Annotated in this window: 20 protein-coding genes and 1 pseudogene; 12 read left to right on the top strand and 9 right to left on the bottom strand. The window is 65.7% G+C overall.

All coding sequences use genetic code 11. The features are described 5' to 3' along the window. Positions 1 to 31 precede the first annotated feature (31 nt). Positions 32 to 490, top strand: coding sequence for a carboxymuconolactone decarboxylase family protein (locus B3098_RS26290; RefSeq protein WP_286900057.1), 459 nt, complete (start codon positions 32 to 34; stop codon positions 488 to 490). A 41-nt stretch (positions 491 to 531) separates the two neighbouring features. On the opposite strand, the gene hpnE is transcribed toward B3098_RS26290, so the two are convergent. Genes hpnE through hpnC form a run of 3 tightly spaced genes read right to left on the bottom strand, consistent with a single transcriptional unit; the run spans position 532 to position 3,558 of the window. Continuing rightward, a complete protein-coding gene (gene hpnE / locus B3098_RS26285; protein WP_286900056.1) occupies positions 532 to 1,854 on the bottom strand; it encodes a hydroxysqualene dehydroxylase HpnE in 1,323 nt (440 codons plus the stop codon). Further along, positions 1,851 to 2,714 carry a presqualene diphosphate synthase HpnD gene (gene hpnD / locus B3098_RS26280; RefSeq protein ID WP_175123509.1) on the bottom strand — a complete coding sequence of 288 codons (864 nt, stop codon included), beginning with the start codon at positions 2,712 to 2,714 and terminating at the stop codon, positions 1,851 to 1,853. The genes hpnE and hpnD overlap by 4 nt, the downstream gene beginning before the upstream one ends. Before the next feature lie 13 nt (positions 2,715 to 2,727). Next, positions 2,728 to 3,558 (bottom strand): squalene synthase HpnC, encoded by an 831-nt coding sequence (gene hpnC / locus B3098_RS26275; protein ID WP_175123508.1) that lies wholly within the window; start codon positions 3,556 to 3,558, stop codon positions 2,728 to 2,730. A 149-nt stretch (positions 3,559 to 3,707) separates the two neighbouring features. On the opposite strand from hpnC, the gene alr reads away from it, so the two are divergent. The 6 genes and pseudogenes from alr to B3098_RS26245 form a co-directional block, all read left to right on the top strand. Next, positions 3,708 to 4,835: an alanine racemase gene (alr, locus tag B3098_RS26270; protein ID WP_279972284.1), complete on the top strand. Its 1,128-nt coding sequence runs from the start codon at positions 3,708 to 3,710 to the stop codon at positions 4,833 to 4,835. A 142-nt stretch (positions 4,836 to 4,977) separates the two neighbouring features. Further along, entirely contained in the window at positions 4,978 to 5,697 is a 720-nt protein-coding gene (locus B3098_RS26265) for an SDR family oxidoreductase (protein ID WP_175123506.1), read from the top strand. A 124-nt stretch (positions 5,698 to 5,821) separates the two neighbouring features. Further along, positions 5,822 to 6,370: a sigma-70 family RNA polymerase sigma factor gene (locus B3098_RS26260; protein WP_239215806.1), complete on the top strand. Its 549-nt coding sequence runs from the start codon at positions 5,822 to 5,824 to the stop codon at positions 6,368 to 6,370. Beyond that, positions 6,370 to 7,353, top strand: a complete 984-nt coding sequence (locus B3098_RS26255) for a FecR domain-containing protein (RefSeq protein ID WP_286900053.1) — start codon at positions 6,370 to 6,372, stop codon at positions 7,351 to 7,353. Before B3098_RS26260 ends, B3098_RS26255 begins: the two co-directional genes overlap by 1 nt. A gap of 87 nt (positions 7,354 to 7,440) precedes the next feature. After that, on the top strand, positions 7,441 to 9,867 hold the full coding sequence (locus B3098_RS26250) for a TonB-dependent siderophore receptor (protein ID WP_286900050.1): 2,427 nt from the start codon (positions 7,441 to 7,443) through the stop codon (positions 9,865 to 9,867). Next, a pseudogene (locus B3098_RS26245) lies at positions 9,813 to 11,015 on the top strand (PepSY-associated TM helix domain-containing protein); the annotation flags it as partial. The gene B3098_RS26250 and the pseudogene B3098_RS26245, both read left to right, overlap by 55 nt. Positions 11,016 to 11,038: 23 nt before the next feature. Here B3098_RS26245 and hpaI read toward each other — a convergent pair. The 3 genes from hpaI to B3098_RS26230 all read right to left on the bottom strand — a co-directional run bounded on the left by hpaI (position 11,039) and on the right by B3098_RS26230 (position 13,230). Then, positions 11,039 to 11,839: a 4-hydroxy-2-oxoheptanedioate aldolase gene (gene hpaI, locus B3098_RS26240; RefSeq protein WP_175123500.1), complete on the bottom strand. Its 801-nt coding sequence runs from the start codon at positions 11,837 to 11,839 to the stop codon at positions 11,039 to 11,041. Between the two features lie 40 nt (positions 11,840 to 11,879). Beyond that, positions 11,880 to 12,341, bottom strand: a complete 462-nt coding sequence (gene hpaR, locus B3098_RS26235; protein ID WP_105239511.1) for a homoprotocatechuate degradation operon regulator HpaR — start codon at positions 12,339 to 12,341, stop codon at positions 11,880 to 11,882. A gap of 187 nt (positions 12,342 to 12,528) precedes the next feature. Further along, entirely contained in the window at positions 12,529 to 13,230 is a 702-nt protein-coding gene (locus B3098_RS26230) for a hypothetical protein (protein ID WP_286900046.1), read from the bottom strand. A 418-nt stretch (positions 13,231 to 13,648) separates the two neighbouring features. Between B3098_RS26230 and radA the strand changes: the two genes are divergently transcribed. From radA to B3098_RS26205, 5 genes are all read left to right on the top strand, one after another. Next, a complete protein-coding gene (radA, locus tag B3098_RS26225) occupies positions 13,649 to 15,010 on the top strand; it encodes a DNA repair protein RadA (RefSeq protein ID WP_175123498.1) in 1,362 nt (453 codons plus the stop codon). 28 nt (positions 15,011 to 15,038) lie between these two features. Then, a complete protein-coding gene (locus B3098_RS26220; protein WP_286900043.1) occupies positions 15,039 to 15,818 on the top strand; it encodes a sulfite exporter TauE/SafE family protein in 780 nt (259 codons plus the stop codon). Positions 15,819 to 16,139: 321 nt separating this feature from the next. Continuing rightward, positions 16,140 to 16,358 (top strand): hypothetical protein, encoded by a 219-nt coding sequence (locus B3098_RS26215; protein ID WP_175123496.1) that lies wholly within the window; start codon positions 16,140 to 16,142, stop codon positions 16,356 to 16,358. Between the two features lie 332 nt (positions 16,359 to 16,690). Next, the gene (locus tag B3098_RS26210) at positions 16,691 to 19,021 is read left to right on the top strand and encodes a T6SS effector phospholipase Tle3 domain-containing protein (protein ID WP_286900041.1); all 2,331 of its coding nucleotides are present in this window, start codon (positions 16,691 to 16,693) and stop codon (positions 19,019 to 19,021) included. Continuing rightward, positions 19,018 to 20,667 carry a type VI lipase adapter Tla3 domain-containing protein gene (locus B3098_RS26205; RefSeq protein WP_286900039.1) on the top strand — a complete coding sequence of 550 codons (1,650 nt, stop codon included), beginning with the start codon at positions 19,018 to 19,020 and terminating at the stop codon, positions 20,665 to 20,667. Before B3098_RS26210 ends, B3098_RS26205 begins: the two co-directional genes overlap by 4 nt. Positions 20,668 to 20,808: 141 nt before the next feature. Here the strand turns inward: B3098_RS26205 and B3098_RS26200 are convergent, their stop codons facing one another. The 3 genes from B3098_RS26200 to B3098_RS26190 form a co-directional block, all read right to left on the bottom strand. After that, positions 20,809 to 21,765, bottom strand: coding sequence for a 2-hydroxyacid dehydrogenase (locus B3098_RS26200; RefSeq protein WP_279972274.1), 957 nt, complete (start codon positions 21,763 to 21,765; stop codon positions 20,809 to 20,811). Between the two features lie 132 nt (positions 21,766 to 21,897). Next, positions 21,898 to 22,869 carry a Bug family tripartite tricarboxylate transporter substrate binding protein gene (locus tag B3098_RS26195; RefSeq protein ID WP_286900037.1) on the bottom strand — a complete coding sequence of 324 codons (972 nt, stop codon included), beginning with the start codon at positions 22,867 to 22,869 and terminating at the stop codon, positions 21,898 to 21,900. A 75-nt stretch (positions 22,870 to 22,944) separates the two neighbouring features. Beyond that, on the bottom strand, positions 22,945 to 23,946 hold the full coding sequence (locus B3098_RS26190; protein WP_175123493.1) for a Bug family tripartite tricarboxylate transporter substrate binding protein: 1,002 nt from the start codon (positions 23,944 to 23,946) through the stop codon (positions 22,945 to 22,947). Between the last annotated feature and the right edge of the window lie 233 nt (positions 23,947 to 24,179).

Here is a 24,179-nt window from a genome sequence, read left to right as displayed (position 1 = left end):
CCAGCCCCCGATCCGAATGGAGATTGACCAGATGAGCCGGGAAGACGATTTCGAGCGCGGCCTGGAAAACCGCCGCGCCGTGCTGGGCGATGAATGGGTGCAGCGTTCGCTGGATCGCGCCACCAAGTTCACCGCCGACTACCAGAACATGATCACGCGGTATGCCTGGCACGATATCTGGAGCCGCCCCGGATTGCCGCACAAGGCGCGCCGCATGATGGTGCTGGCGGTGACGTTGTCGCTGGGCCGCTGGGAAGAATTTGAACTGCACGTGCGCGCCGCGTTGACGGCGCAGGACGCCTCGCGCCTGACGCCCGACGAACTCAAGGAAGTGCTGCTGCAGAACGCGATCTACGCGGGCGTGCCGGCGGCCAACACGGCCTTCAATCTTGCGCAGAACATCCTGCGCGAGGTTGCGGGGCAGATCGGCTACGAGCTCGCCGCGGCGGATCCGCGCCAGGCCGACCTGTTCGGGACAAAGCAGGCCTGACCGGTCTGCGTCAGGCGGGCGGCTTGCCCGCCTGACGCTGTTCAGTCCGCGCGGGGATTCAGCACGCGAGCCGCCTGCAGGCCGCTGCGCACCGCGCCTTCCAGGACGCCGGGATAGCCGGTGTCGGTCCAGTCGCCCGCCAATGCCAGCGTGGGCCACGGCGTCGTATTCAGCGGGCGGGTCAGGCCCGGCACCGCTGCAAACGTCGCGCGCTTTTCAATGAACAGTTCAGCCGCGGCCACCTCGGGCATCGGCGGCAGCCGCAGCGGATGCGCCGCGGCCTGTTCGGCCACCTGATCGATCAGGGCTTCAATGGTTTGCCGCCGGTTGCGTTCGCTCATGCCGATGGCAGCGCTGGCCACCACGGCCAGCTCCCCGGCCTTGGTGTCGCCCGCGAGCTGGGCGCGGTCGAACAGCCACTGGCCGGCATGGCCGCGGGCCGCATCCTCGCGCAGCATCATCATTGGCTCGGGCAGCCGCCACGGGCCAGCCAGCCGTATGTTCAGCGTGGCGATGGGCAGATAGTCGAAGGCCTTCAGCGCATCGAGCAGCCCCGTGGCGCCGGCCTCGCGCAGCGGACCATCCAGGAGGCGCGCGGCGAAGGTGGGTGGCACGGCCAGCACGGCCGCGTCAAAACGTTCCTGATTGATGTCGATGCCGTCGGCGGACGGATGCAGCTGGCGCACTGTGCTGCCATAGCGCATGGTGACCTGTCGCGCGGCGGCGTCCGGCCACAGCGCCGACAGGTCCGTGCACGGCAGCAGCATATCGCTGTCTTCGCGCGCGCCAGCCAGGCTGTCGCGCAGCACGCGGGCGAACAGCACCGCGCTGGCCGAAGCAATTGGCGTGTTCAGCGCGGCCAGGCAAAGGGGTTCCCACATCTGCCGGATCAGCACGTCGGATTGCGCGTGATAGTGCAGCAATTGCAGCACGGTCCAGTCGCGCGGCGGCGACCAGGACATGGTCTTCAAGCCGCGCATCAGGCGCAGCATCGCCAGCCGGTCGCCCCACGACAGGCCACGTGCGCGCAGGACGGCCATGGCCATGTGCAGCGGCGCCGGCAGGCGCGGGGCGGACAGGTTGAAGCGGCCGTCCAGGCTTGCCAGCCGCAAGGGGCGCCGCATCAGCAGGGCGTCGGGGTTGCGGCCCACGCGGCGCATCAGCGCCAGGGTTTCCTTGTAGGCGCCGCACAAGAGATGCTGGCCGTTGTCGAGCGGTGCTTCAAAATCGCCATGGAACACGCGCCGCGCGCGGCCGCCGGGGGTGTGCCCGGCCTCGAACACCGTGACCTTGGCGCCGGCTTCACGCAGGGCGACGCTGGCCGCCAAGCCGGCCCAGCCTGCGCCAATGACTGCCGCCTTCACCGGGCCAACCGGCGGACCAGGCCGCGTCCGCCGCCCACCCAGGTTTTCCAGGCGAGCCAGAGTTTGCGCAAGGGGGTGAGCGAAATGCGCTGGTGCAGCACCTGCCAATTGTCGCGCTCGATCTCGTCGAGCAGCGCATGGTAGATGGCGGCCATCATGAGTCCCGGACGCTGCGCGCGCCGGTCGGCCTCGGGCAGGTTGCTCATCGCCTCGCGGTAGAGTTCGCGGGCGCGGTCGGCCTGGAACTTCATCAGCGCGCTGAAGCGGTCGGAATACTCGCCATTCAGGATGTCCGAGGCCTTGACCTCGAACTGCTGCATGTCGTTGACCGGGATATAGATGCGGCCGCGGCGGGCGTCGTCGCCCACGTCGCGGATGATGTTGGTCATCTGGAACGCCAGGCCCAGCTTTTCGGCGTAGACCAGCGTCTTGGGATCGGAATAGCCGAACACGCCGGCGGACAGCTCGCCCACGACGCCGGCCGCGTGCCAGCAATACTTGCGCAGGCCGGGCCAGTCCAGATAACGGGTCTGGTCCAGGTCCATTTCCATGCCGTCGATCACGGCCAGCAGGCGGGCGCGGGTGATCGAACAGCTTTCCAGGTGCGGCTGCAACGCGCGCGTGACGGGATGGTCGGGCTTGCCGTCGAACATCTGGTCGATCTGCGTGCGCCACCAGGCGAGCTTGATGCGCGCCAGCGACGGATCGGTGCACTCGTCGACCACGTCGTCGACTTCGCGGCAGTACGCATACAGGGCCGTGATGGCGCGCCGGCGCTCGGGAGGCAGGAACAGGAAGGAGTAGTAGAAGCTGGAGCCGCTTTTGGCGGCTTTTTCCTGGCAATACTCGTCAGGGGTCATTAGGCACGGCCTGTTACTTGATGGAGCGCCACAACATGATGGCCCAGTCTTTGGCGCCCAATTCGGGGCGATTCATGAATACATCGTAGCCGCTCGCCTCGATCCGCTCCAGGACGCGCAGCCCGCCTTGCACCACCAGGCGCAGCTCCAGGCCGATGCGGCCCGGCAGGCGGCGCGCCAGCGGAGCGCCGAAGTGTAGCAGCGCGCGTGTGCGGTCAACCTGGAAGGCCATCAGCTCGCGCCACGCTGGCGTAAGCCGGCAGGCGGCCAGGTCTTCATCCGACACGCCGTGGCGGCGCAGGTCTTCCTGCGGGAGGTAGACGCGGTGCTTGTGCCAGTCCACCCGCACGTCCTGCCAGAAGTTCACCTGCTGCAGGCCGGTGCAGATGGCGTCGGACTCGGTGATGTTCTGCGGCGTGCTGGCATCGAACAGGTGCAGCATCAGGCGCCCGACCGGGTTGGCCGAGCGGCTGCAGTAATCCATGAGGGTGGTGTAGTCCTCGTAGCGCTTGACCGTCAGATCCTGCTCGAAGGCGGACAGGAGGTCGTAGAACGGCGTGATCGGCAACTGGTGGCGGGCGATCGTCTGCGCCAGCGGCCCGAAGATGTCGGACAGGGGCGGCAGGCCGGGCGCCGGGGGCGTGCCGGGTTCGGCGCCGATGCGGTGCAGCTCGGTGCGGAACGTGGCGAGCTGAGCGAGGCGCTCCTCGTCGGTCGCGCTGCCTTCGTCGGCAATGTCGTCCGCGGCGCGGGCGAACCGGTAGATATCGGTCACGGCGCCGCGCAGCCTGCGCGGCAACAGCAGCGAGGCAACGGGAAAGTTCTCGTAGTGATCGATGGACATAAAAAGAGGCCAGTGGGCAGGAATGGACCTGCAAAGACGGCGTAAAGCGGAAAACGGTCTCATTTTAGAGTAGTCGCCCGCGCTTGATCCGGCGCGCCGCCGCCGGGGGCGGCGATCAGTTAGACTTGGACGCCACAGGATCCCACACCATGCCGCGCCCAATATCCGCCACCGTTTCCGTTTCCGCCCTTGCGCACAATCTGGCCACCGTGCGCCGCCACCTGGACCAGACCGCCGCCGCGGCCGCCGGGCTGCCGCCGTCGATCTGGGCCGTCATCAAGGCCAACGCCTACGGCCACGGTATCGAGCAGGCGGTAGCGGGCTTTTCCAAGGCGCAGGGCCTGGCCATGCTGGACCTCGAAGAAGCCGTGCGTTGCCGCGAGGCCGGCTGGGGCGGGCCGATCCTGCTGCTGGAAGGCTTCTTCAACCCGTCCGACCTCGACATCGTCGACCGCTACCATCTCAGCAGCACGGTCCACCACCGCGACCAGCTCGACATGCTGGCCCGCGCGCGCTTGTCGCGTCGCGTGGACATCATGCTCAAGCTCAACAGCGGCATGAACCGGCTGGGGTTCAGCCCGGCGGCGTTTCCCGCCGCCTACGAGCGCGCCGCGCTGCTGCAGCAGCAGGGCACGCTGGGCTCGGTCGGCAAGATGACTCACTTTGCCTGCGCGGATGGCCCGCAAGGCGTGAACGAACAGCTCAGCGTCTTCAATTCGGTGACGCATAAGCTGCCCGGCGCGATCAGCGTGTGCAACTCGGCCGCCGCCCTGCGCTTTGCCGACATCGCCGTCGGCTCCGAAAGCCAGGCGCACTGGGTGCGGCCAGGCATCTGCCTCTACGGCGCGTCGCCTTTCGCGGATGCCGAAGCATCCTCTTTCGGCCTGAAGCCCGCCATGTCGCTCCGCTCGGAAATCATTGGGGTCCAGGAAATCAAGGCCGGCGACTCCGTCGGCTACGGCGCACTGTTCCGCGCCGAACGCGCCATGCGCATCGGCATCGTGGCCTGCGGCTACGCCGACGGCTATCCGCGTCACGCCTCCACCGGCACCCCGGTCGTGGTGGCGGGTATCCGGACCCAGCTGCTGGGGCGGGTATCCATGGACATGCTGGTCGTTGATCTGGGGCCCGTGCCGTCCGCCGGGGTCGGTTCGCCCGTGTCGCTATGGGGCGAAGACGGCCCCTCGGTGGACGAAGTCGCCAGCGCGGCCGGCACCATCGGCTATGAACTGCTGTGCGCCCTGGCGCCGCGCGTCCCGGTCACCCGGGACGTCTGATCCCCCCGGCGCCACGGCGTCCAGGGGGCAAGAATTGCTACGCAATTTACAAGACACGCGGCGCCGGATGGTGTCTACTTTGAAAACCGGGCGCTCAGGCGCCCGTTTTTGACCAAGAAAACAGACTGCGAGGTTTCAATCCATGAAGGACAAATGCGTGCTCATTACGGGCGCCACCAAAGGCATAGGCTGGGCGCTTACTCAGCGGTTGTCCGACATGGGCTGTCACGTGGTTGGGATCGCGCGCAACACGACCGACGTCGATTTCCCGGGCTACCTGTACGCCTGTGATCTGGCCGACGCCGGCCGCACCGAAGAGGTCCTGCGCGAAATCCGCGAAAAATTCCCCGTCGACGCCGTCGTCAACAATGTGGGCATCGTGTCGCCCCAGCCGCTGGGCGAAATCGATCTGGCCACCCTGTATAACGTGCTGGACCTGAACGTGCGCGTGGCGGTGCAGGTCACGCAGGCCTTCATTGAATCCATGAAGGTGCGCCGCGCCGGCCGCATCGTCAACGTGGTCAGCCGCTCCATCCACGGTGCGCTGGACCGCACGGCGTATTCCGCCGCCAAGAGCGCGCTGGTGGGTTGCACCCGCACGTGGGCGCTGGAATTGGCCGAATACGGCGTCACCGCCAACGCGGTCGCGCCGGGTCCCATCGAAACCGAAATGTTCCGCGCCACCCGGCCTGCCGGCAGCGACAACGAAAAGCGCGCGCTGGCTTCCGTGCCCATGAAGCGCCTGGGCACCCCGGCCGAAGTGGCCGCGGCCATCGCCTTCCTGTTGTCGGATGACGCGGGTTTCATTACCGGCCAGGTGCTGGGCGTGGACGGTGGCGGCAGCCTCGCGGGCCGTTCCTGAATATCGCCGCTGCAAGTGTGAACAACGCACCCCACGGGGTGCGTTTTTTTGGCTGGCGCAAGCATGGCGGCGTTCAGCCGGGCTTGTATAATAATAACTATCATTTCCATTTTGGATGCTCGCCGTGTCGGACCGAGAGCACGCAGTTGGCGCATCGCTTTCCGCCCTGTACACCGCGCATTGCGGCTGGTTGCAGAATTGGCTGAATCGCCGTCTTCAGGATAATCACCAGGCCGCCGACCTGACCCAGGACACCTTTCTGACCTTGCTGGTGCGCCGGCACGCCATTGCGGATGTGCGTGAGCCCCGGGCATTCCTGACCACTATCGCGCGCGGCCTGCTGATCGATTTCTGGCGGCGCCGGGACATTGAACTGGCCTGGGCCGAAACGCTGGCCGCGCGTCCCGAGATCACCCACCCATCCCCCGAAGTGCAAGTCCAGGCGCTCCAGGCGCTGGTCGAGATCGACCGCAAACTGCATCGCCTGGGCGTGCGCGCGCGCGCCGCTTTCCTGATGCACCGTATCCACGGCATGACGCATCCCGCCATTGCGGCAGAGCTGCGCGTGTCCGAGCGGACGGTGCGCAACGACATCGCGCAGGCCATGCTGTGCTTTTTGCTCGATACCGACCTGCAACCCGCTGGTGTGTATGGCGAAGAGGCAGGACGTTGATGGGCGCCGCCGCCGTCGATCCGCGCATTCTTGAGGCTGCCGCGCAGTGGTATGCGCTGCTGAGCTCGGGGGCGGCCAGCGAGCAGGAGCGCGCACGCTGGCAAGCATGGATGGACGCCGACAACGCGCATCGCCGGGCGTGGCAACGCGTCGAGGATGTGGGCGCTCAGTTCGATGCGCTGGTCGCCCAGCCGATGGGACGTGAGGCCAGCCTGGCCAGCCTTAATGCCGCCGCGCAGGGCCGGCGCGAGCGCCGCCGGCTGCTGACGGTTGCGCTGATTGCAGGCGCGACGGGATTGCTGGGCCTGGGCATTGCGCAGTCGCCAGCCGGCCGTCGAACCTGGGCGGTCTGGCAGGCGGACCTGGTCACACCGGTGGGCGGATCGAAAGAAATCCGGCTTGCCGACGGCACGCTGATCCAACTCAATACCGATACCGCAGTGAAGGTCGACTACACCCGCGACCAGCGCCGCCTGGTGCTGCTGCGCGGCGAGATCATGATCGCCACCGCGCCCGACCCCGGGCGCACCTTCGTGGTGGACACGCCAGAAGGGCGGTTGCAGGCGCTGGGTACGCGGTTCAACGTGCGCAGCCTTGACGGCGAAACCACGCTCGCCGTGCTGGAGGGCGCGGTGCAGGCGCATTTTGCGGGGGCGCCGCCCGCCGGGATTCGAGTCGATGCCGGCATGCGGATGCGTGGCGGATCGCAAGGCATGGACGCGCCGGCAGCGCTGCGGGCCGACGACCACAACTGGACACGCGGCATCGTGCAGTTCGAGGAGGCGCCGTTGGCGCGGGTGGTCGCGGAACTGGCGCGTTACCGCCGCGGGCATCTCGGTTATGCCGATGACGTGGCGGCGCTGCCCGTGACGGGCACGTTCCCGCTGCATGACAGCGATCGCGCGCTGCGCCTGCTGAGCCAGGCACTGCCCGTGCGCATCAGCCAGCCGCTGCCGTGGTGGACGACCCTCCAAGCCCGCTGAACCCTCGCTGTTACAAATTAGTTTGCCGCTTTTGCCGCGCTCATCCGGCCTATGGGCAATTCAACACCCATATCGCGGATTCGTGGCATGACCATCCCCCTCACTGTTTTCCCCAACCTTCCGCGCCGCCGCGCGCGCATCGCCCCGCTGGCGCTTGCCATCGGCGTGATGCTGAGCGGCGGGGCGCCCCTGGGCGTCGTGCACGCGCAGTCCATCCAGACGCAGGTCCGCGACTACGACATCCCGGCCGGACCGTTGAGCCAGGTGCTCAATCTGTTTTCCGCCGAAGCCGGCCTCTTCGTCAGCGGCCACGGCGATCTGAGCAGCGGCCGGCAGAGCCCCGGCGTACGCGGCAGGTATACGCCCGAGGCCGGGATGGCCGCGTTGCTGACCGGTACCGGTCTCGTGGCGGAACGTCTGCCCGATGGCGGCTTCGTCCTGCGGCAAGGCCGCCAGGACGTGACGCTGCTGGAGCCGATTGCGGTGACCGCCCAGATCGAACGCCCGGATGGCCCGGTGCTGGGCATCGCCGCCACGAACAGCGCCACGGCAACCAAGACCGACACGCCGATCATCGAAACGCCGCAGTCGATCTCGGTGGTGAGCGCCGCGCAGATCAGCGATCAGAAGGCGCAGAATCTGCAACAGGCGCTGGGCTATACGCCCGGCATCATGCCCGGCATCGTCGCCAAGAGCTCGATGTTCGAAGACACGATGAGCATCCGCGGCTTCGAAGCCAACCCGCAGACCGGCAGCTATTACCGCGACGGCATGCGCTACATGATCAATCAGTACAACGGCAAGCAGGAGCCGTACGGACTGGAGCGGGTGGAAGTGCTGCGCGGGCCGTCATCCGTGCTGTATGGCGCCGCCGCTCCGGGTGGCATCGTCAACACCGTGACGAAGCGTCCGCCCGGCGAAACGATGGGCGAGATCAATCTGGACGGCGGCAGTTTCGACCGCCGTCAGGTGTCGGCGGACATCGGCGGTCCGATCGATGAGGCCGGGGTGTGGTCCTATCGCCTGACCGGCCTGTTTCGCGAGAGCAAGCAGTTCATCGACTACAGCGCCGACGATCGCACCTACATCGCGCCCGCGTTGACGTGGCGCCCGTCAGCGGCCACCTCGGTCACGCTGCTGGCCAACTATCAGCGCAGCAAGACGATCAATCCGACGGAGGTGCCGGTCACCGGCTCGCTCTGGACCAACCCGAACGGACAGGTTCCGCGTTCGCGCTTTCTGGGCGAGCCCAACAACAACCGCTTCGACGTCGAATCGACGTCGTTGGCCGTGCTGATCGAACATGCGTTCAATGACACGCTGAAGTTCCGCCAGTCGATGCGCTACTACGACGCGGACCTGACGATGCGCTACGTGCTGCTGCAAGGCGACGTGGACGCCGCGACGCAGCGCAGGGTGGCGCGTTCGGCACGCGGTTTCGATGACCGCACCACGGTGCAGACGATCGATACCAACATCGAAAAGCGATTTGAAACGGGGCCCGTGACGCAGACGATTCTTGCGGGCTTCGATTACACACGCTCCACCTACAACAGCGACCGCCTGCGCGGCAATCTGCGGCCCATCGACGTCTTCGATCCGGTGTACATGCCCGGCGATGTCGTGGTCCTGCCCTGGCAGCAGCGCCGCAACACCGAGCATCGCCTTGGCATCTACCTTCAGGATCAGTTGAAGATCGCGGACAAGGTGGTGGTGCTGCTGGGTGGACGGTATGACAACGTGCGCGCCGAGAACCGCGCCTTGCACGCGCCGTCCACCAATTCGAACGACAAGGACACCGCCTTCACCGGCCGCGCCGGCGTGGTGTATCTGGCGGACAATGGCCTGGCGCCGTACGTCAGCTTCAGCCAGTCGTTCGAACCCACCAGCGGACGCGACCGCACCGAGGGCGCCTTCGAGCCCAGCCGCGGGACGCAGTACGAAGTCGGCATCCGATATCAGCCTGCCGGTCAAGACATCATGCTGAGCGCGGCGCTGTTCAACCTGGAGCGCAAGAACGTGCTCACGCCGGATCCGGTGGATCCGACCTTTCTGGTGCAGACCGGCAAGGTGCGCTCGCGCGGCCTGGAGCTCGAGGCGCGCGCACGCGTCACGCCGCAAATCGATGTGATTGCCGCCTACACCTACACCGACGCCCGCGTGGTCAAGAGCAATCTGCCGGGCGAAGAGGGCGAGCGCTTCAACACGCCTCTGCACGCTGCTTCCCTGTGGACCGATGTGAACCTGTCGGAGTGGGTGCTGATGGGACTCAAGGCCGGCGCCGGCGTGCGCTATGTCTCGGCGCGTCCCGATCGGCCGTCCAGCGGTTCGCTCGGCGGCGCCGGCTACACGCTGATCGACGCGCGCGTCAGTTATGAAAGCGGCCCGTGGCTCTACGCGCTCAACGTCACCAACCTGACGGACAAGACCTACATTCCGTCGATCTGCTACGGCGGCGTGTGCGACTACGGCGAGCCGCGCCGCATCATCGGCACGGTGAGCTACCGCTGGTGAACGTGCGCGCCGCGCTGCTGCGGCTGCATCGCTGGACCGGCCTGGTGCTGGCCGGCTTTCTTTGCCTGGTGGCGCTGACCGGCATCCCGCTGGCGTGGTACGACACGCTGGACGCCGCCACCGCGCCGGCCTTGCATCGCGTGGCGCCGCCTTCGGCGGATGCCACGCGGCTGGACGCGTTGATCCTGCGGGAACACGTAGCCCGACTCGCGCCCGCCGCGGCGATGCCCGCCACGCCGCTCGGTGGACAGGACGGCCGCAGCGTGCCGTTCCCGGTCTGGCTGCACGAGGAAGGCGCGGGCGCGCCGGTGCTGCACGAGGTCTTCGTCGACCCGTACTCCGGCGCCATTCTGGGCCAGCGCCGCTGGGGCGATCTGCGGGAAGGGCTGCGCAATCTGATGCCGTTCCTGCATCGGATCCACACGGCCCTGCTGTTCGAGGGTATCGGCGAGCTGTTGCTCGGCATTGTCGCCTTGGCGTGGACGCTGGATGGATTCGTCGGCGCGTGGCTCACGCTGCCTGCCCGGCCCCGAGCGCGCAAGCCGGCGTCCTCCGCGTGGCAGCGCTGGGCGCCCGCCTGGCGCATCCGCTGGCAGGGTGGTCCGCATAAGCGCAACTACGATTTGCATCGTGCCGGCGGGCTGTGGCTGTGGGCAGCGCTGACGCTGATGGCATGGAGCAGCGTCGCGCTGAACTTGCCCTCCATTTACGATCCGGTGATGCGTGCCGGTCTGAGCTATCAGGCCGATCCCCGGCGCGGCGCGGCCGTGGCGGCCGGTGACCCGATGCCGCCTGCTCAGGCCCGCGACGCCGGGCGGCGGCTGATGGCGGAACTGGCTGCCCGCGAAGGCTTCGTCGTGCTCGGCGAACACTGGCTGGCGCTGGATGCGCGCCGCAAGCTGTATCGCTACAGCGTGCGTAGCAGCCGGGATCTGCGCACGCGTAGCGGCGCGACGTCGGTCGTGTTCAATGCGGTGAATGGGCAGTTCATTGGCAGCCATCTTCCAACGGGCAGGGCCGCCGGCGACACCGTCAAGCATTGGCTGACCAGCCTGCACATGGCGGCGTTCTGGGGCTGGCCGTTGCAGCTGATGGTGGCGCTGGTCGGCGTGGTTACGCTGGCGCTAAGCGTGACCGGGGTCTGGCTGTGGTGGACGCGCCGCCGCGCCCGTCAGTACGGACCCTTGCTTGCGCCGACGGCGGCCAGTTCCTTGAACTCGCCGGCCAGCGCCTCGGCCGCGCGCGCCAGCAGTACGGCGTCCACGCCCACCGCCACGAAGGTCGCGCCCAAGGACAGGTAATGCTTGGCCTGCGTCACGCCGCTGTGCAGGATGCCTGCCGCCTTGCCGGACCGCACGATGCGCGCGATGGCATCGTCGATGGTCTTCTCGACCACGGGATGCTCCGGCTGGCCCAGGTAGCCCATGCTGGCCGACAGGTCGGCGGGTCCGATAAAGACACCATCCACGCCGTCCACGGCCAGGATCTCGTCAAGCGCCGCGATGCCGTCCGGGGTTTCGATCTGCACCAGCACGCACATCTGGTCGTTGGCGCGTTCAAGGTAGTTGGGAATGCGATTCCAGCGCGACGCGCGCGCCAGCGCACTGCCCACGCCGCGGATGCCCTGCGGCGGATAGCGCACGGCAGCAACCGCGGCGGCCGCTTCCTGTGCCGATTGGATCATGGGCACCAGCACGGTCTGCGCGCCGGTGTCCAGGATCTGCTTGATCTGGACGGGGTCATTCCAGGCCGGACGCACCACGGGGGCAACCGGATACGCCGCCACGGACTGCAATTGGGCGAGGGTGGAGTCGAGCGTATTGGGCGCGTGCTCGCCGTCGATCAGCAGCCAGTCGAACCCGGCGCCCGCAAGGATTTCCGAGGTGTAGGCGCTGGCCAGGCCGGCCCACAGGCCGATCTGGGGTTTGCCGTCGCGCAGGGCTTGCTTGAACGTATTGGTCAGGAGGTCCATGGACTGGGGATCGCGTGGAGGGAGGAGAGGGGATTGACGTTCAGGGCGTACCGGCATCACGGGTGGGGCCGTCGCGCTTGATGAGGTCGACCATGGCGTCCACATCGGTGTACAGGCGCTCCAGCAATTCCTTGCCGATCCTTTCTTCGATTTCCTGGTACTTCGCGTCGACCTGGGGCCGCATGCGGTCGATGAGCTTGTTGCTTTTGGCGGTCAGGGAGATTTCCTGGCGGCGCTGGTCGGCGCTGGACCGCGTGCGCTTGATGAGCCCTTGCTCTTCCATGCCGGCCAGCATGCGCGTGAGGCTGGGGCTCAGGATCTGACAGGCCCGGGCGATCTGATTGGGTTCCAGCGAGCCTACCTCGCTCAGCGTGCGCAAGACCCGCCATTGCTGTTCGGTGACGCCGGCTGCGTGCAGGATGGGGCGGAAATGCGCCATCAGCGTTTCGCGCGCGTAGAGCAGCAAATGGGGAAGATTGCGGTGGTGGAAGCTCGGACTCATGGCGGCTATGTTAGCAAGAAGCCGCCCAAAAAATGCTCAATTATTCAGGCCTGAACGAGGCCTGCCCCGGCGCGGCGGCGGGCCGGGGCAGGGGCAGGTCAGGGGGGCAGAGCAGCGGCGCAGTCAGGCCGCAGTCAGGAGGCAAAGCCAAGGCCGCATTGGGACTGGCGAGGGCCAGTCCCGGACGTCACGCCGGGTTCTGGCGGGACAGTTCCTGCAGGTCGTCGGGCAGCGCAAAATCGGGCGCGCCCCGCTGCAGCTCGCGCAACGCCTGCACGGCGTCTTCTTCGCGGTCGTCCACGATCAGGCCGCGGATCTGGGCCACGCGCGCCTCGATGTCCTGTTCGGTAAAGGCTGCAACCTGCTGTGCTTCTGCCGGGGCCTCCTGCACGGCTGCTTGCGCGGATTCCTGCGCAGCCGTTTCAGGGGCCGCGGGCTCGGCGGGTGCTGCGGCCGCGGCGGGTTGCGCCGCTGCAGGATGGGTCGATACGGGTTGGGTCGATGCAGGTTGCGACACCGCCGGCTGTGCCGGGACGGCTGGTTCCTGTTGCAGCGCGACGACGCGGCGCAGGGGCGACGGATCGCTGGCCGGCGCGGCGGACGCGGAAGGCGCAGCCTGCGCGGCGTCGCTTTCCTGCACGGCCACCAGTTGCATCTGAGGCTCGGTGTCCTCGATGGCCTCGCGCATGTCGGTCCATGCAAAAAGGCCTGCGACCATCACGGCGCAGGCGGCGGCGCCCCAACCGGGATGCCAGCTATGGCCAGGGTGCCATCTGCGTCGTACTGCGGCATCCAGTTCCGGATTGGCGCCGGGACCCGGCTTGCGGTACAGGGCGCGCAGATCCCGTTCATCGTCTTCGTCAAAAGGGGGGCGATAAGTAATGCTCATGCGCGTACTCCTCGCACATACGCCGGGTGGCACAGCGTATCCGCGTTCGACCTTTGCGAGCGCCGCGCCGGTGGTCCGGCGTCTGGTCGTGCTTGGGTCATGTTCCGGTTTGAGCGGTCTCGTGAAAGGCCGCGAGTGATTGCGCCGCGATTCCCCACGCAGTGCGTCGCAAGGACGTCCGTCGTGGAGTATGCCGTCCGGTTGGGACGGTTCGACAATATGCGCTGCACCTGGCGATTATGCGCGATTTGAAACCGATCGGGCAGGAAATTTCTTCTGTTTGCATCATGTAACTGCTGTGCGTCCCTGTTTGTGAAAGCTGTCTGAAAGAAATGTCTTCCGCCCGCACGCAACCGGTGTGCCAAAACGATCTCTGTACTGGCGCAGCGCCCGGAGGTTGCCGGGTACACTTTCGCGCATGGCAAAAACCCGAACCGTATATGTGTGCGCCGATTGCGGCGGCACCACCCCCAAGTGGCAGGGAAAATGCCCGCACTGCAACGCGTGGAACACGCTTGAAGAAACGGTGGAATCGTCCGCGCCCGCGGCCGCTGCCCATCGTTATGCGCCGCTGGCCTCGTCCAGCCCGGTGCGCAGCCTGTCCGAAATCGAGGCCCGCGAAACCCCGCGCACGCCCACCGGCCTGGACGAATTCGACCGCGTGCTCGGTGGCGGCCTGGTGGCCGGCGCGGTGGTGCTGATCGGCGGCGACCCCGGCATCGGCAAGTCGACGCTGCTATTGCAGGCGCTGGCTTCGCTGTCAGAGTCCACCAACGTGCTGTACGTCACGGGCGAAGAATCCGCCGAACAGGTCGCGCTGCGCGCGCGCCGGCTTGGCCTGCAAACCGGCAACGTCAATTTGCTGGCCGAAATCCGCCTCGAAGCCATCCAGGCCGCGGTGTCGGAACAGAAGCCGTCGGTTGCCGTCATCGACTCGATCCAGACGCTGTACAGCGGCGAACTCACCGCGGCGCCCGGCTCGGTCTCGCAGGTGCGCGAATGTGCCGCGCAACTCACGCGGCTGGCCAAGCAGACGGGCATCGCGATCGTCATGATCGGCCATGTCACCAAAGACGGCGCGCTGGCCGGCCCGCGCGTGCTGGAACACATCGTGGATACCGTGCTGTATTTCGAGGGCGACACGCATTCGTCGTTCCGCCTGGTGCGCGCGTTCAAGAACCGCTTTGGCGCCGTCAACGAACTGGGCGTGTTCGCCATGACCGACCGCGGCCTGCGCGGCGTGGCCAATCCGTCCGCCTTGTTCCTGTCTCAACACGAACAGCAGGTCGCGGGCTCGTGCGTCATGGCCACGCAGGAAGGCACACGCCCGTTGCTGGTCGAAATCCAGGCGCTCGTCGACAGTTCCCATGCGCCCAATCCGCGCCGCCTGACGGTCGGCCTTGAAGGCAACCGGCTTGCCATGCTGCTGGCCGTGCTGCACCGGCATGCGGGCGTGTCCACCTTCGACCAGGACGTGTTCGTCAACGCGGTGGGCGGCGTGCGCATCACCGAACCCGCGGCCGACCTGCCGGTGCTGCTGGCCATCATGTCTTCGCTGCGCGACCGGCCGCTGCCGCGCGGTCTGATCGCGTTCGGCGAAGTCGGTCTGGCCGGCGAGATCCGTCCCGCCCCGCGCGGGCAGGAGCGCCTGCGCGAAGCCGCCAAGCTCGGCTTTTCGGTGGCCCTCATCCCCAAGGCCAACGCGCCGCGCCAGCCCATCGAGGGCCTGGAGATCTGGGCGGTGGACCGGCTGGACGCGGCACTGGAAAAGCTGCGCTGATGCGTGGCGTCGTTGGTTGGAGCAATACGTGAGTCTGTTCGTCATCGCCGCATGCCTGGCCGCCGGCTGCATGATCGGTTTCATGGGCGGCGTGCTGGGCATCGGGGGCGGGCTGATCGCCATTCCGGCCCTGGTCCTGCTGATGGGCATGTCGCAGCAGCTCGCGCAGGGCACGGCGCTCATCATGGTCTTGCCGACCATCATGATGGCCGTGCGCAAATACAACCAGCAGACGCGCATCGACAAGCGCGTCGCGCTGGCCGGGGCGGCGGGCGCAGTGGTGTTCACGTGGGTCGGCGCGCAGATGGCGCTGGGCATCGACTCGACCTTGCTGCGCCAGAGCTTCGCGGTGTTCCTGTTTTTCATCGCACTGTTCTACGTCTGGCAGACTTGGCGCGCCTCGCGCCCGGCGGCCCATCACGCACCCCGGCCGACACGCGCCACGCCCGTCTTCACGCCCCGGCGTGCCAGCGTGTTGGGCATGCTGTGCGGCACGCTGGGCGGGTTCTTCGGCGTAGGCGGCGCGGTGCTGGCCGTTCCCATCATCACAACGGTCTTCCGCCTGCCGCAGACCACCGCGCAAGCGCTCGCGCTCAGCATGGTGATCCCCGGCTCCATGATCGCGCTCATCACCTACACGTGGGCAGGCCAGGCCAACTGGATGGTCGGCGCGCCGCTCGCGATCGGCAGCCTCATCTTCGTGCCCATCGGCGTGCGGCTTGCCTACCGGCTTCCTGAACGCAAGCTGAGAGCGTGCTTTGCGCTGATGTTGTTTGCCACCGTCGCGTTGCTGGCGTTCGAAGGGTAAACCGACAAAAAAATAGCCGCCCCGCCGCCGGGGGCAAACGCCTCGGGGAGCAGCAAGCGAGCGAAGCGAGTGCGGCGTGGGGGCGACAAGAACAGCCGCCCCGCCGCCCGGCCGCCCGAAGGCGGGGCAGCCCCCTCGGGGGGCAGCAAGCGAGCGAAGCGAGTGCGGCGTGGGGGCAACAATTCTTTAGTGACCGAAAAATTGTGGTTCGGCGTTGAACCTTCTGGATGGGCAAGCTTCAAACCGCATACGGGCCTAGCGGCATCGTGCCGCCCCGTAACGGAAGAGGGCATCTGCCCTTCACCAACCAGGAGTACTTAGATGACGACTCACTCCCGCATTGCTGCGTTTCTTTCCACTTCGGCCCTGTGCCTGGGCCTCGCTGCCGCGCCGTCGGCGTTCGCGGCTGGCGCCAGCAAGACCGGCGACACCAAGACCCAGGCGCATCACAAGCATCACAAGGCTGACAAGTCGTCCGCCAAGCATTCAGCAGGCGCAGCGACCAACCACAAGTCCGGCGCCACGACGCCGACCAAGTAACCGCGCCGGGCGGCGACGCCCACGTTCCTTTGCGCGACAAAGACTGACCGGACACGCGGGGGCCGGAAAGTCGAAAGCCTCTCGGTATGGGCGCCGAGAGGCTTTTTCATTTCTGTTATCTGGCGCAAAAAGAAAGCAGGGCGTTGACGCAACCGTGGAATCGATGCGTAGCTTGCTCAAACGCATTGATGGACTCGTTCCATTTCGTTAATAGGACGCTTCTGATTTACGAGCCCCATGGGCGGCTTGTACAAGTGTCGATGCCATTCGGCGCTAAATATGCCTATACCCAACTTTCGGGAAACACTCGGAGGTCATAGGGAGTTGAAGGGATGTACTCGCCCCCCATTACCGGAAAGACCCGAGCGCTCGTGGCGCCCAATGCCACGGATGCCTATGTTCAAAAGCAGCAGCCAAAGCCCTGCATCGTGATCTTGATCCACGGGGTCAACGATCTGGCAGGCGTCTACGACACACTGGAAACCGGCATCTGCATCGGCCTGAATGAACGTCTGGACCACCTGCTCACCAAACGCGGCGAGCGCAGCCCGGCTGCGCTGAATCCCGCCCGGTACACGTCGCCCAAGGACGATGACGGCAGAGCGCCGGACCCGGACGCGGTCTACTACCGCCGCGTGGCGACGTTAGGCAAATATGGCGGTCGTTCGCGTAGCGTGGTCATCCCCTTTTATTGGGGGTTTCGCGAAGAAGAAGGCCGGATACAGAAACAGACCACCCATGGCGAATGGCTTGACCGCTTCGGCAATCGACTCGACAAGGCCGGGTCCAAGGAGGGCGGTCCCTTTGCCAATGCCACGACGGCCCTGCCGGACATGTTTGGCCAGGGATTCTCCGGCAAGGTGGCTGGGTTGCCTGCCAACTTGATGTTTGGATCTCCGGATCATCCGCTTTTTCCAGCGCCGTCGCGGCGTTACATGGTACTGGCGGCGCAGCGGCTGGCCATGCTGGTCCGGATCATTCGCGCCTATCGGCACCCAGATGGTCGTTCAGGCGCAGACGACACCATCAACGTGGTCGGGCATAGCCAGGGCAATCTCATTACGCTGCTGGCCAATGCCATGCTTCACGATGAAGGCCAGCGCCCCATCGACGGCTTTGTCCTGATGAGCCCACCCTACAGTCTGGAGGAAACCGTCTTCGAACGCAGTGAGTTGGGCAAGGCTCAGCAGACGACTCCCGCACGCGTAAAGACGCTGCGCAATATCGTCAGATTTATCGCTGACAACGCCCATCCGAAGCCGTCTTTGGCTGACATGGCCGATGCCACGAAAGATAGTTGCATCGGAGGTCTACGCTGGACGGGGCAGCAATGCGAAACCTCGATTGATGGCGATAAGGTGAGCTTCGCCGAGCGGGACAATCGAGGCAGCGTGTTTCTGTATTTCTCGCCGCAGGACCAGACCGTTGGCATGGCCAACGTTCAGGGAATCGGCTGGCAAGGCGTTGGTGAACATGCCAGCTACTACTGGTACTTTGATCCCGATGCTTCAAGCGCCACGACTTGCCGCGTTGAATCCCAATCGAGCTCGGATGGAGGGGATTACAGGCGCTTCGATGTGCCCGCCCTGGCTTCACTCGGTGCGCAGTTCTTCCAGCGTGTCTTCACGATACGTGAGCGAGACGGCCAGGGCGAGCACGTTGGCAAGCCTCCTTCCTATACCTACAAGCTGGTGGGACACGGCGTCTTGGGAATGGGTGAAAGCACCTGGGAAGGCACCCAATTCGGGGCGGGGCGCAAGATGGTGGCGAACGCCGATTTTTTGGTTGGACAAACCGTCACCATCCAGGCGCCGGCTCTGCCCGCTCTCTTCCTCCCGGATTTTGTTGCCGACGGTACTTCGCAGGGCCACGAAGGTTCCCGGGGCATCAAGCCCGTATGGATGGATACCGACCCCATCGACGCTTCGATTTCCATAACCAATGGCGGCATCAATGCGCAGACGACCCGGGTGATATCACTGCCCATCGCCGATCTGCGTGGCCCGGCGCTACGGCGCGCATTGGAGGAAAAAGCCCCCGATATCAATGATCCAAGCCGTAACCCCTACCTGGCTCCGGAAAACAATGAATGGGCTTCCGACTGGCATCGTGTCGCGCACATCAAGCCGCTCGGTGGAGGACGCTACGAAGCCATTTTTGAAGAGTCGCCTAACGAGGCGCGCCGGCGGATGATGGATGCGCCGGCGGGCAGCAATGAACCCATTTCGTTCCACTCGGCGATTCCCATGAGTGCCATGCACAGTCGTCGTGCCGTGGCCTACGACCTGGCCATCGGCCAGGCTTGCAGTATTGATGATGAGGTGTTCTACGCCTATTTGTGCCGCGTGGCGGATTGGCGGCTGCATTGGGAGAAACGAGATGGAACCTGGGGTGGTTCTCAGGACGCGGCAGCGAGCGATGAACCCGACGAAGCAGTATTGGAATGCTACGAGGCTGAATCAGAGGCGAATAGAAAGCTGATTGCCGCTACCTCCCTTTACCAAAGCGACGAGATTCCGCCTCCAGATAGTCCACTCCAAGGTGGTGGCTTCCTACCGCAGACGACGCTTGATGCGAACTATCCCAGCCTGGTCGCCTGGCAGAGCGTGAGAGATAGGAGCGAAGGCCGGGGTCTACAGTGCGGCTCAGGGAGGAGCCTATGAGCCCCATCTCGCTCCTGGCCGCATCATTGCTGTTGCGTTGGTGGGCGGTCGCCCCTGAGGCGCCACCGTTGCCCGAGCCGGAAACCGCGCCTCTCGCGGCAATGGCGTGTCCGTTGCCATCGGCTGAAGCGCATCGCACGGCGGCGGTCTTACCGAATACTCCCTCTGCTTCCAAAGGTGCTCCCATGTTGCAACCTCGTCTGGAAACCCTGGATATCGTCCGCGTGGGACTGAGTCTGGATGTCTATCGTCAAGGACAGGCCTGGGCGCAGTTGCGTAAGCAAAGCGCCGATCAACCCAATGCCTTGCTCGTGGATAGCGCCTTGCCGATGGATCCGCGCGACTATCCCGTTGACGGTACGCTTAAGGACATGGCCTGGGGCCAGCGAAAATCCAACGCGCTGGAACTGGCCCTGAAGAGTTTCCCGGAACGCTGGCCTCTGCCGACCATGGTGGTTGTAAGGGACTACAACCCAAAAATGGACCGGCCGCGTGTGCCGCCCGAGGAAATGGAAGTGGCGCTCAGAATAATGGCAACAGCAGAGCGCGGTGATGCAGGGTTGCACTGGCACCGGCTCCGTCAGTTGGACAATGGCGTCGTCTGCAATACCAACCCGGAAGCAGTAATCGAATCCATCTTTCAATTGTTCGAGCGCAATCCGGACATGCCAGCCTTGCTGGTCTATGCGCTCGACAGCTTCAACTTGCGGGCGGCGCTGTCCAGCAAGAATACTCGCCTGAACGACATTTCACCGCGCGGCGAGCGCACCCATCAGACACCCACCGATGCCGTCGTGGCCCTGGTTGTCGCCCGCCCCGAGCGTCTGGCTTGGCTGCGCGAGTTCGCCAAGTACACCAAAGAAAAACCTGACTCTATCGACCCGGCCTTCATCGGCTGGGAACGTTCACCGCGGCAGGCGTTCAAGCCGACAACGTTCTTCGCCGAGCCGATTACGCGCCGAGGCTTTGAGCAATGGGATCGCTTGAAGGTACTGGCGCGGTTGCATCGGCCGGTGACGGTTTCGTTGCACGCGAAAGATGACGCCGAAGTGCTCCTCAAGAACCCGGAACGGGACCAGGCAATTGCCAGCGGCTGGGACCAAGCGATCACGGCGCTGGGTTCCACGCCAACGCGCGCTTTCTTCGACACGGGCAAACTTTCGGGCGGAATTGCGCAGTTGGCTCCGGCCCTGCAACGGGTGCAGCACCCCCTGGACCTGCTGGACTCAACCCGAAGTTACGACCTTTCCCAACGGGTAGGCGATACAGGCGCCGCATCGCCCTTTGTCGGCCTGGCGCTGGCCACGATGGCGAGCTATCTCAATGCCGACAGTAGTCTGGTGGTGCCTTTGCGCCGCGCCGATCGTGCGACCTTCATCGGCATCAGCCCACCGGCGCCTGGTAAAAAACCCGTTGACGATCCGTTTGGCGTTTCGCTGAGACCACAACACACCGCAGTTACCGACGAGCCCTCCCCGGAGTTCAGGGCCTGGCTGGGGCAACGGCATGTTGACCACCAGCGTGAGCAGGAACGCAGTGCCCCGCGTTATCGAGACCCGGCAGTCGTGGCCCGGGAACAACGCGTTCTTGATGACTTTATTGCGGGCCTTTCCGGCGACGACTCTCTGGGGCCGAAGAATAACTAGGTTTCGCAGAAACGGAAATTGGTTGCCTGGCGCGACTGCGCTTCCCGATCGCCTTATGCCGACATCAATTCCGCGCCGAATGGTGAACCAGGTCAAGAATGCGCCGCCGCTCAGCGCCATGCCGGCGGCGGCCGCATTCGCTTACTCCACTGGCGTGATCACGCGGCCGTTCTCGAAGAACGACTGCAGGTTCTCCAGCATCATGTCTTCCATCGCCAGGCGCGTTTCCTCGGTGGCGCTGCCGATGTGCGGCAGCAGCACGGCCTTGTCGCTCTTGATCAGCGCTTCCGGCACCTTGGGCTCGTGCTCGAAGACGTCAAGCGCGGCGCAGCCCAGCTTGCCGGCTTCAAGCGCGGCGACCAGCGCCGTCTCGTCGATGACCGGCCCGCGTGCAATGTTGACGATGATGCCCTTGGGTCCCAACGCCTCGAGCACGTCGCGGTTCACCAGGTGGCGCGTGCTCGGTCCGCCGACGGTTGCCACGATCAGGAAATCGGCCCACTTGGCCAGGTCCGTCAGCGAGGCCTCGTAGCCATAGTCGACGTCGTCGCGCTTTCTGCGGTTGTGATAGCGCACGTCCATGTCAAAGCCCGTACCGCGCTTGGCGATGGCTTCGCCGATGCGGCCCAGACCCACGATGCCCAGTTTCTTGCCGCTGACGCGCAGCCCCAGCGGAATGCTGCCGTGCACCTGACCCCATTGGCCGGCACGCACGAAGCGTTCGCCCTGGCCCATGCGGCGCGCGCCGGCGATCAACAGGCCCCAGGCCAGATCGGCCACGCAATCCGTCAACACGTCCGGCGTATTGCTGACCAGCACGCCACGCTTGCGCGCGGCCTCGACATCGATCGTCTCGTAGCCCACGCCCCAGCTGCAGATGGCCTTCAGGTCGGGCAGCGCGTTGATGAGGTCGGCGTTGGCGCCGAAGTTCGCGGACGTGACGACGGCGGTGACGCCCTTGCCATGTTCGGCCAGCGCGGCCTTGCGATCCGGGTACTTCCACAATTCGATGACGTCATAGCCGTCGGCCAGGCGCTTGTTGGCGGAGGGAGAGCCGGCCAGCGAGCCGACCTGGATGATGCGTTGCTTGGTGGTCATGTTGTCGTACGGTTGGGTGGCGAAGGGGTCATGCTACTTGATTCAAGCTGGGATGCTGCGGGCCCGTCCTGCGTGCGTGGCAACAGGACAGGCCCCGGACAAAAGATGCCCGCCTCTGGGCATCCCGTGGCTTTACTCGAGCTGAATGTTGGCTTTCTGGATCACGTCCTTCCAGCGCTTGACCTCGGCCTGCTGGAATTCCGCGAACTGCTGCGGCGTGTTGGCGACCACTTCAAAGCCCAGGCCTTGCAGCGTCTTGTGCGTCTGCGGCTCGCGCAGCGCGGTGCGCAAAGCCTCGGCCAGCTTGTCGACGACCGGCTGCGGCGTGCCCTTGGGCACCGCAAAGCCCTGCCAGGAATACACGACCATATCGTTGATGCCGGCCTCGGCCAGCGTCGGCACATCGGGCAGGTCCGTCGCGCGCGTGTCGCCCGTGATGGCCAGCGCCTTGAGCTTGCCCGCCTTGATGTGGTTCTGCACCGCGCCCACATTCTGGAAGGACACGTTGACCTGGCCGCCGATCAGGTCCGCGATGGCGGCGCCGCCGCCCTTGTACGGCACGTCGACGCCGGTGCTCTGCGTGCGCTGCCGGAACAGCACGGCCGACAGGTGGTCCGACGATCCCGTGCCGGACGAGGCGTACGACACGCGGTTCGGATTCTTCTTGGCGTAGTCGACCAGTTCGGCCACGGTGCTGGCCGGGAACGACGTCGCCGCGACTAGCACGTTGGGGTTGCGCACCGCCTGCGTCAGGTAGGTGAAGTCCTTGCTGGGGTTGTACGACAGGTTCTTGTACAGGGCTTCGTTGATGGCGAAGGTGCCGATGGATCCGACCATCATGGTGTAGCCGTCGGGCGTGGAGCGGGCCAGCGCCTGCGCGCCGATCGCGCTGTTTGCGCCCGGCTTGTTCTCGACGACGAAGGTCTGCCCCAGCATCTTCGCCAGCGCCGGCGTGACCGAGCGCCCGGTGATGTCGGAAGAACCGCCTGGCACGAAGGGCACGATCATGGTGACGGGCTTTTCCGGGTAACCGGCGGCAAGGGCCGCCGGCGACCCAAGCACAACGGCGCCCGCCGCGAGTACGGCGCTGATCAGTTTGTTCATGGTGTCTCCTGGTTCGCGTGATGATGAAGAGCCCGCCGCTCACGCGTTGCGGACGGGCCCCGGATCGGCGCAGGGTCAGTCGACCTTGGCGCCGGATTTCTTCACAACGTCGGCCCACTTGACGGTTTCCTGGGCCATGAACTGCTTGAACTGGGCGGGCGTGTTGCCGGATGGGGTCGCGCCTTGCGCCTGAAGCTGTGCGCGCACGGGCTCCTGCTGCAAGGCCGCCGCCACGTCTCGCTGGACCTTTTCCACGATGGCGGGCGGCGTGCCGGCCGGCGCCAGCAGACCGAACCAGCTCGAGGCCTCGTAGCCCTTCACGCCGGCTTCAGCCATCGTGGGCACGTCGGGCAGGGCGGGGGAACGGTTGGCGGTCGTCACGGCCAGCGGGCGCAGCTTCCCGGCCTTGATAAAGCCCATGGACGAGGGGAGATTGTCGAAGATCAGGTCCGCCTGCCCGGCCATCACGTCGGTGAGGGCCGGGCTGCTGCCCTTGTAGGGCACGTGCGTCATGCGCGTGCCGGTCATGCTCTGGAAGAGTTCGCCCGACAGATGCGTGGAAGTGCCGTTCCCCGTGGACGCCATGTTGACGCTGTCGGGATTGGCCTTCAGGTATTTGATCAGGTCCGCCACGTTGCGGATGCCGTGCTTGTCGGCGAACTTAGGGTTGACCTCCAGGATGTTGGGCACCGGGATCACTAGCGTCACCGGCACGAAGTCCTTGACCGGGTCATAGGGCAGCTTGGCGTACACGGACTGATTGATGGCGTGGGTGCTGACCGTGCCCATCAGGAAGGTATAGCCGTCGGGCGTGGCGCGCGCGGCTTCGGCCGAGCCGACATTGCCGCCGGCGCCCGCCTTGTTGTCGACCACCACGGGCTTGTTCCAGCTCTTGCCCAATTCGGCCGCCACGACGCGCGCGGCTATATCGGCAGTGCCGCCGGCGGGGAAGGGCACGATGATCTTGACCTCGCGTTCGGGGTAGTCCGCGAAAGCCGGCGAGGCCGGCAGGGCAAAGGCGGTGGCCGTCAGCAGGGCGGCCGCAATAAACCGGCCTCGCACAGGGGCTGCATGCATGGAATTCGTCTCCTCGGTGTGCGCGTGGCCGCGCATCGTTTCTGGGGGGTATTCCGCTCCCGGCGAGCCGGGAGCTCAAAGCCGCATGCGGCCCGCGCCTCATGCGACTTGTTTGCTGCCGAACTACTTGTAAAACAAATATAGGTATTGAGCTATAGCTTGTCAACCAAGTATACTTTTTTCACCTTACTTATCTGACAACCGCACTGACAACCCACCCGCCAGGAGTCCCT

The sequence above is a fragment of the Achromobacter sp. UBA2119 genome, assembly GCF_002331005.1.
In the GTDB taxonomy this organism is placed as follows: domain Bacteria; phylum Pseudomonadota; class Gammaproteobacteria; order Burkholderiales; family Burkholderiaceae_B; genus Achromobacter; species Achromobacter animicus.
Note: the sequence above shows the minus strand (reverse complement) of the source record. Positions and strands in the feature narration are given on the sequence as shown.

Excerpts from the sequence above, each read along its gene's own strand:
- B3098_RS26290 (WP_286900057.1), top strand. The coding sequence starts at position 32 with ATGAGCCGGGAAGACGATTTCGAGCGCGGCCTGGAAAACCGCCGCGCC.
- hpnD (WP_175123509.1), bottom strand. The coding sequence starts at position 2,714 with ATGACCCCTGACGAGTATTGCCAGGAAAAAGCCGCCAAAAGCGGCTCC.
- hpnC (WP_175123508.1), bottom strand. The coding sequence starts at position 3,558 with ATGTCCATCGATCACTACGAGAACTTTCCCGTTGCCTCGCTGCTGTTG.
- alr (WP_279972284.1), top strand. The coding sequence starts at position 3,708 with ATGCCGCGCCCAATATCCGCCACCGTTTCCGTTTCCGCCCTTGCGCAC.
- B3098_RS26265 (WP_175123506.1), top strand. The coding sequence starts at position 4,978 with ATGAAGGACAAATGCGTGCTCATTACGGGCGCCACCAAAGGCATAGGC.
- B3098_RS26255 (WP_286900053.1), top strand. The coding sequence starts at position 6,370 with ATGGGCGCCGCCGCCGTCGATCCGCGCATTCTTGAGGCTGCCGCGCAG.
- B3098_RS26250 (WP_286900050.1), top strand. The coding sequence starts at position 7,441 with ATGACCATCCCCCTCACTGTTTTCCCCAACCTTCCGCGCCGCCGCGCG.
- hpaI (WP_175123500.1), bottom strand. The coding sequence starts at position 11,839 with ATGGACCTCCTGACCAATACGTTCAAGCAAGCCCTGCGCGACGGCAAA.
- hpaR (WP_105239511.1), bottom strand. The coding sequence starts at position 12,341 with ATGAGTCCGAGCTTCCACCACCGCAATCTTCCCCATTTGCTGCTCTAC.
- B3098_RS26230 (WP_286900046.1), bottom strand. The coding sequence starts at position 13,230 with ATGAGCATTACTTATCGCCCCCCTTTTGACGAAGACGATGAACGGGAT.
- radA (WP_175123498.1), top strand. The coding sequence starts at position 13,649 with ATGGCAAAAACCCGAACCGTATATGTGTGCGCCGATTGCGGCGGCACC.
- B3098_RS26215 (WP_175123496.1), top strand. The coding sequence starts at position 16,140 with ATGACGACTCACTCCCGCATTGCTGCGTTTCTTTCCACTTCGGCCCTG.
- B3098_RS26210 (WP_286900041.1), top strand. The coding sequence starts at position 16,691 with ATGTACTCGCCCCCCATTACCGGAAAGACCCGAGCGCTCGTGGCGCCC.
- B3098_RS26205 (WP_286900039.1), top strand. The coding sequence starts at position 19,018 with ATGAGCCCCATCTCGCTCCTGGCCGCATCATTGCTGTTGCGTTGGTGG.
- B3098_RS26200 (WP_279972274.1), bottom strand. The coding sequence starts at position 21,765 with ATGACCACCAAGCAACGCATCATCCAGGTCGGCTCGCTGGCCGGCTCT.
- B3098_RS26195 (WP_286900037.1), bottom strand. The coding sequence starts at position 22,869 with ATGAACAAACTGATCAGCGCCGTACTCGCGGCGGGCGCCGTTGTGCTT.
- B3098_RS26190 (WP_175123493.1), bottom strand. The coding sequence starts at position 23,946 with ATGCATGCAGCCCCTGTGCGAGGCCGGTTTATTGCGGCCGCCCTGCTG.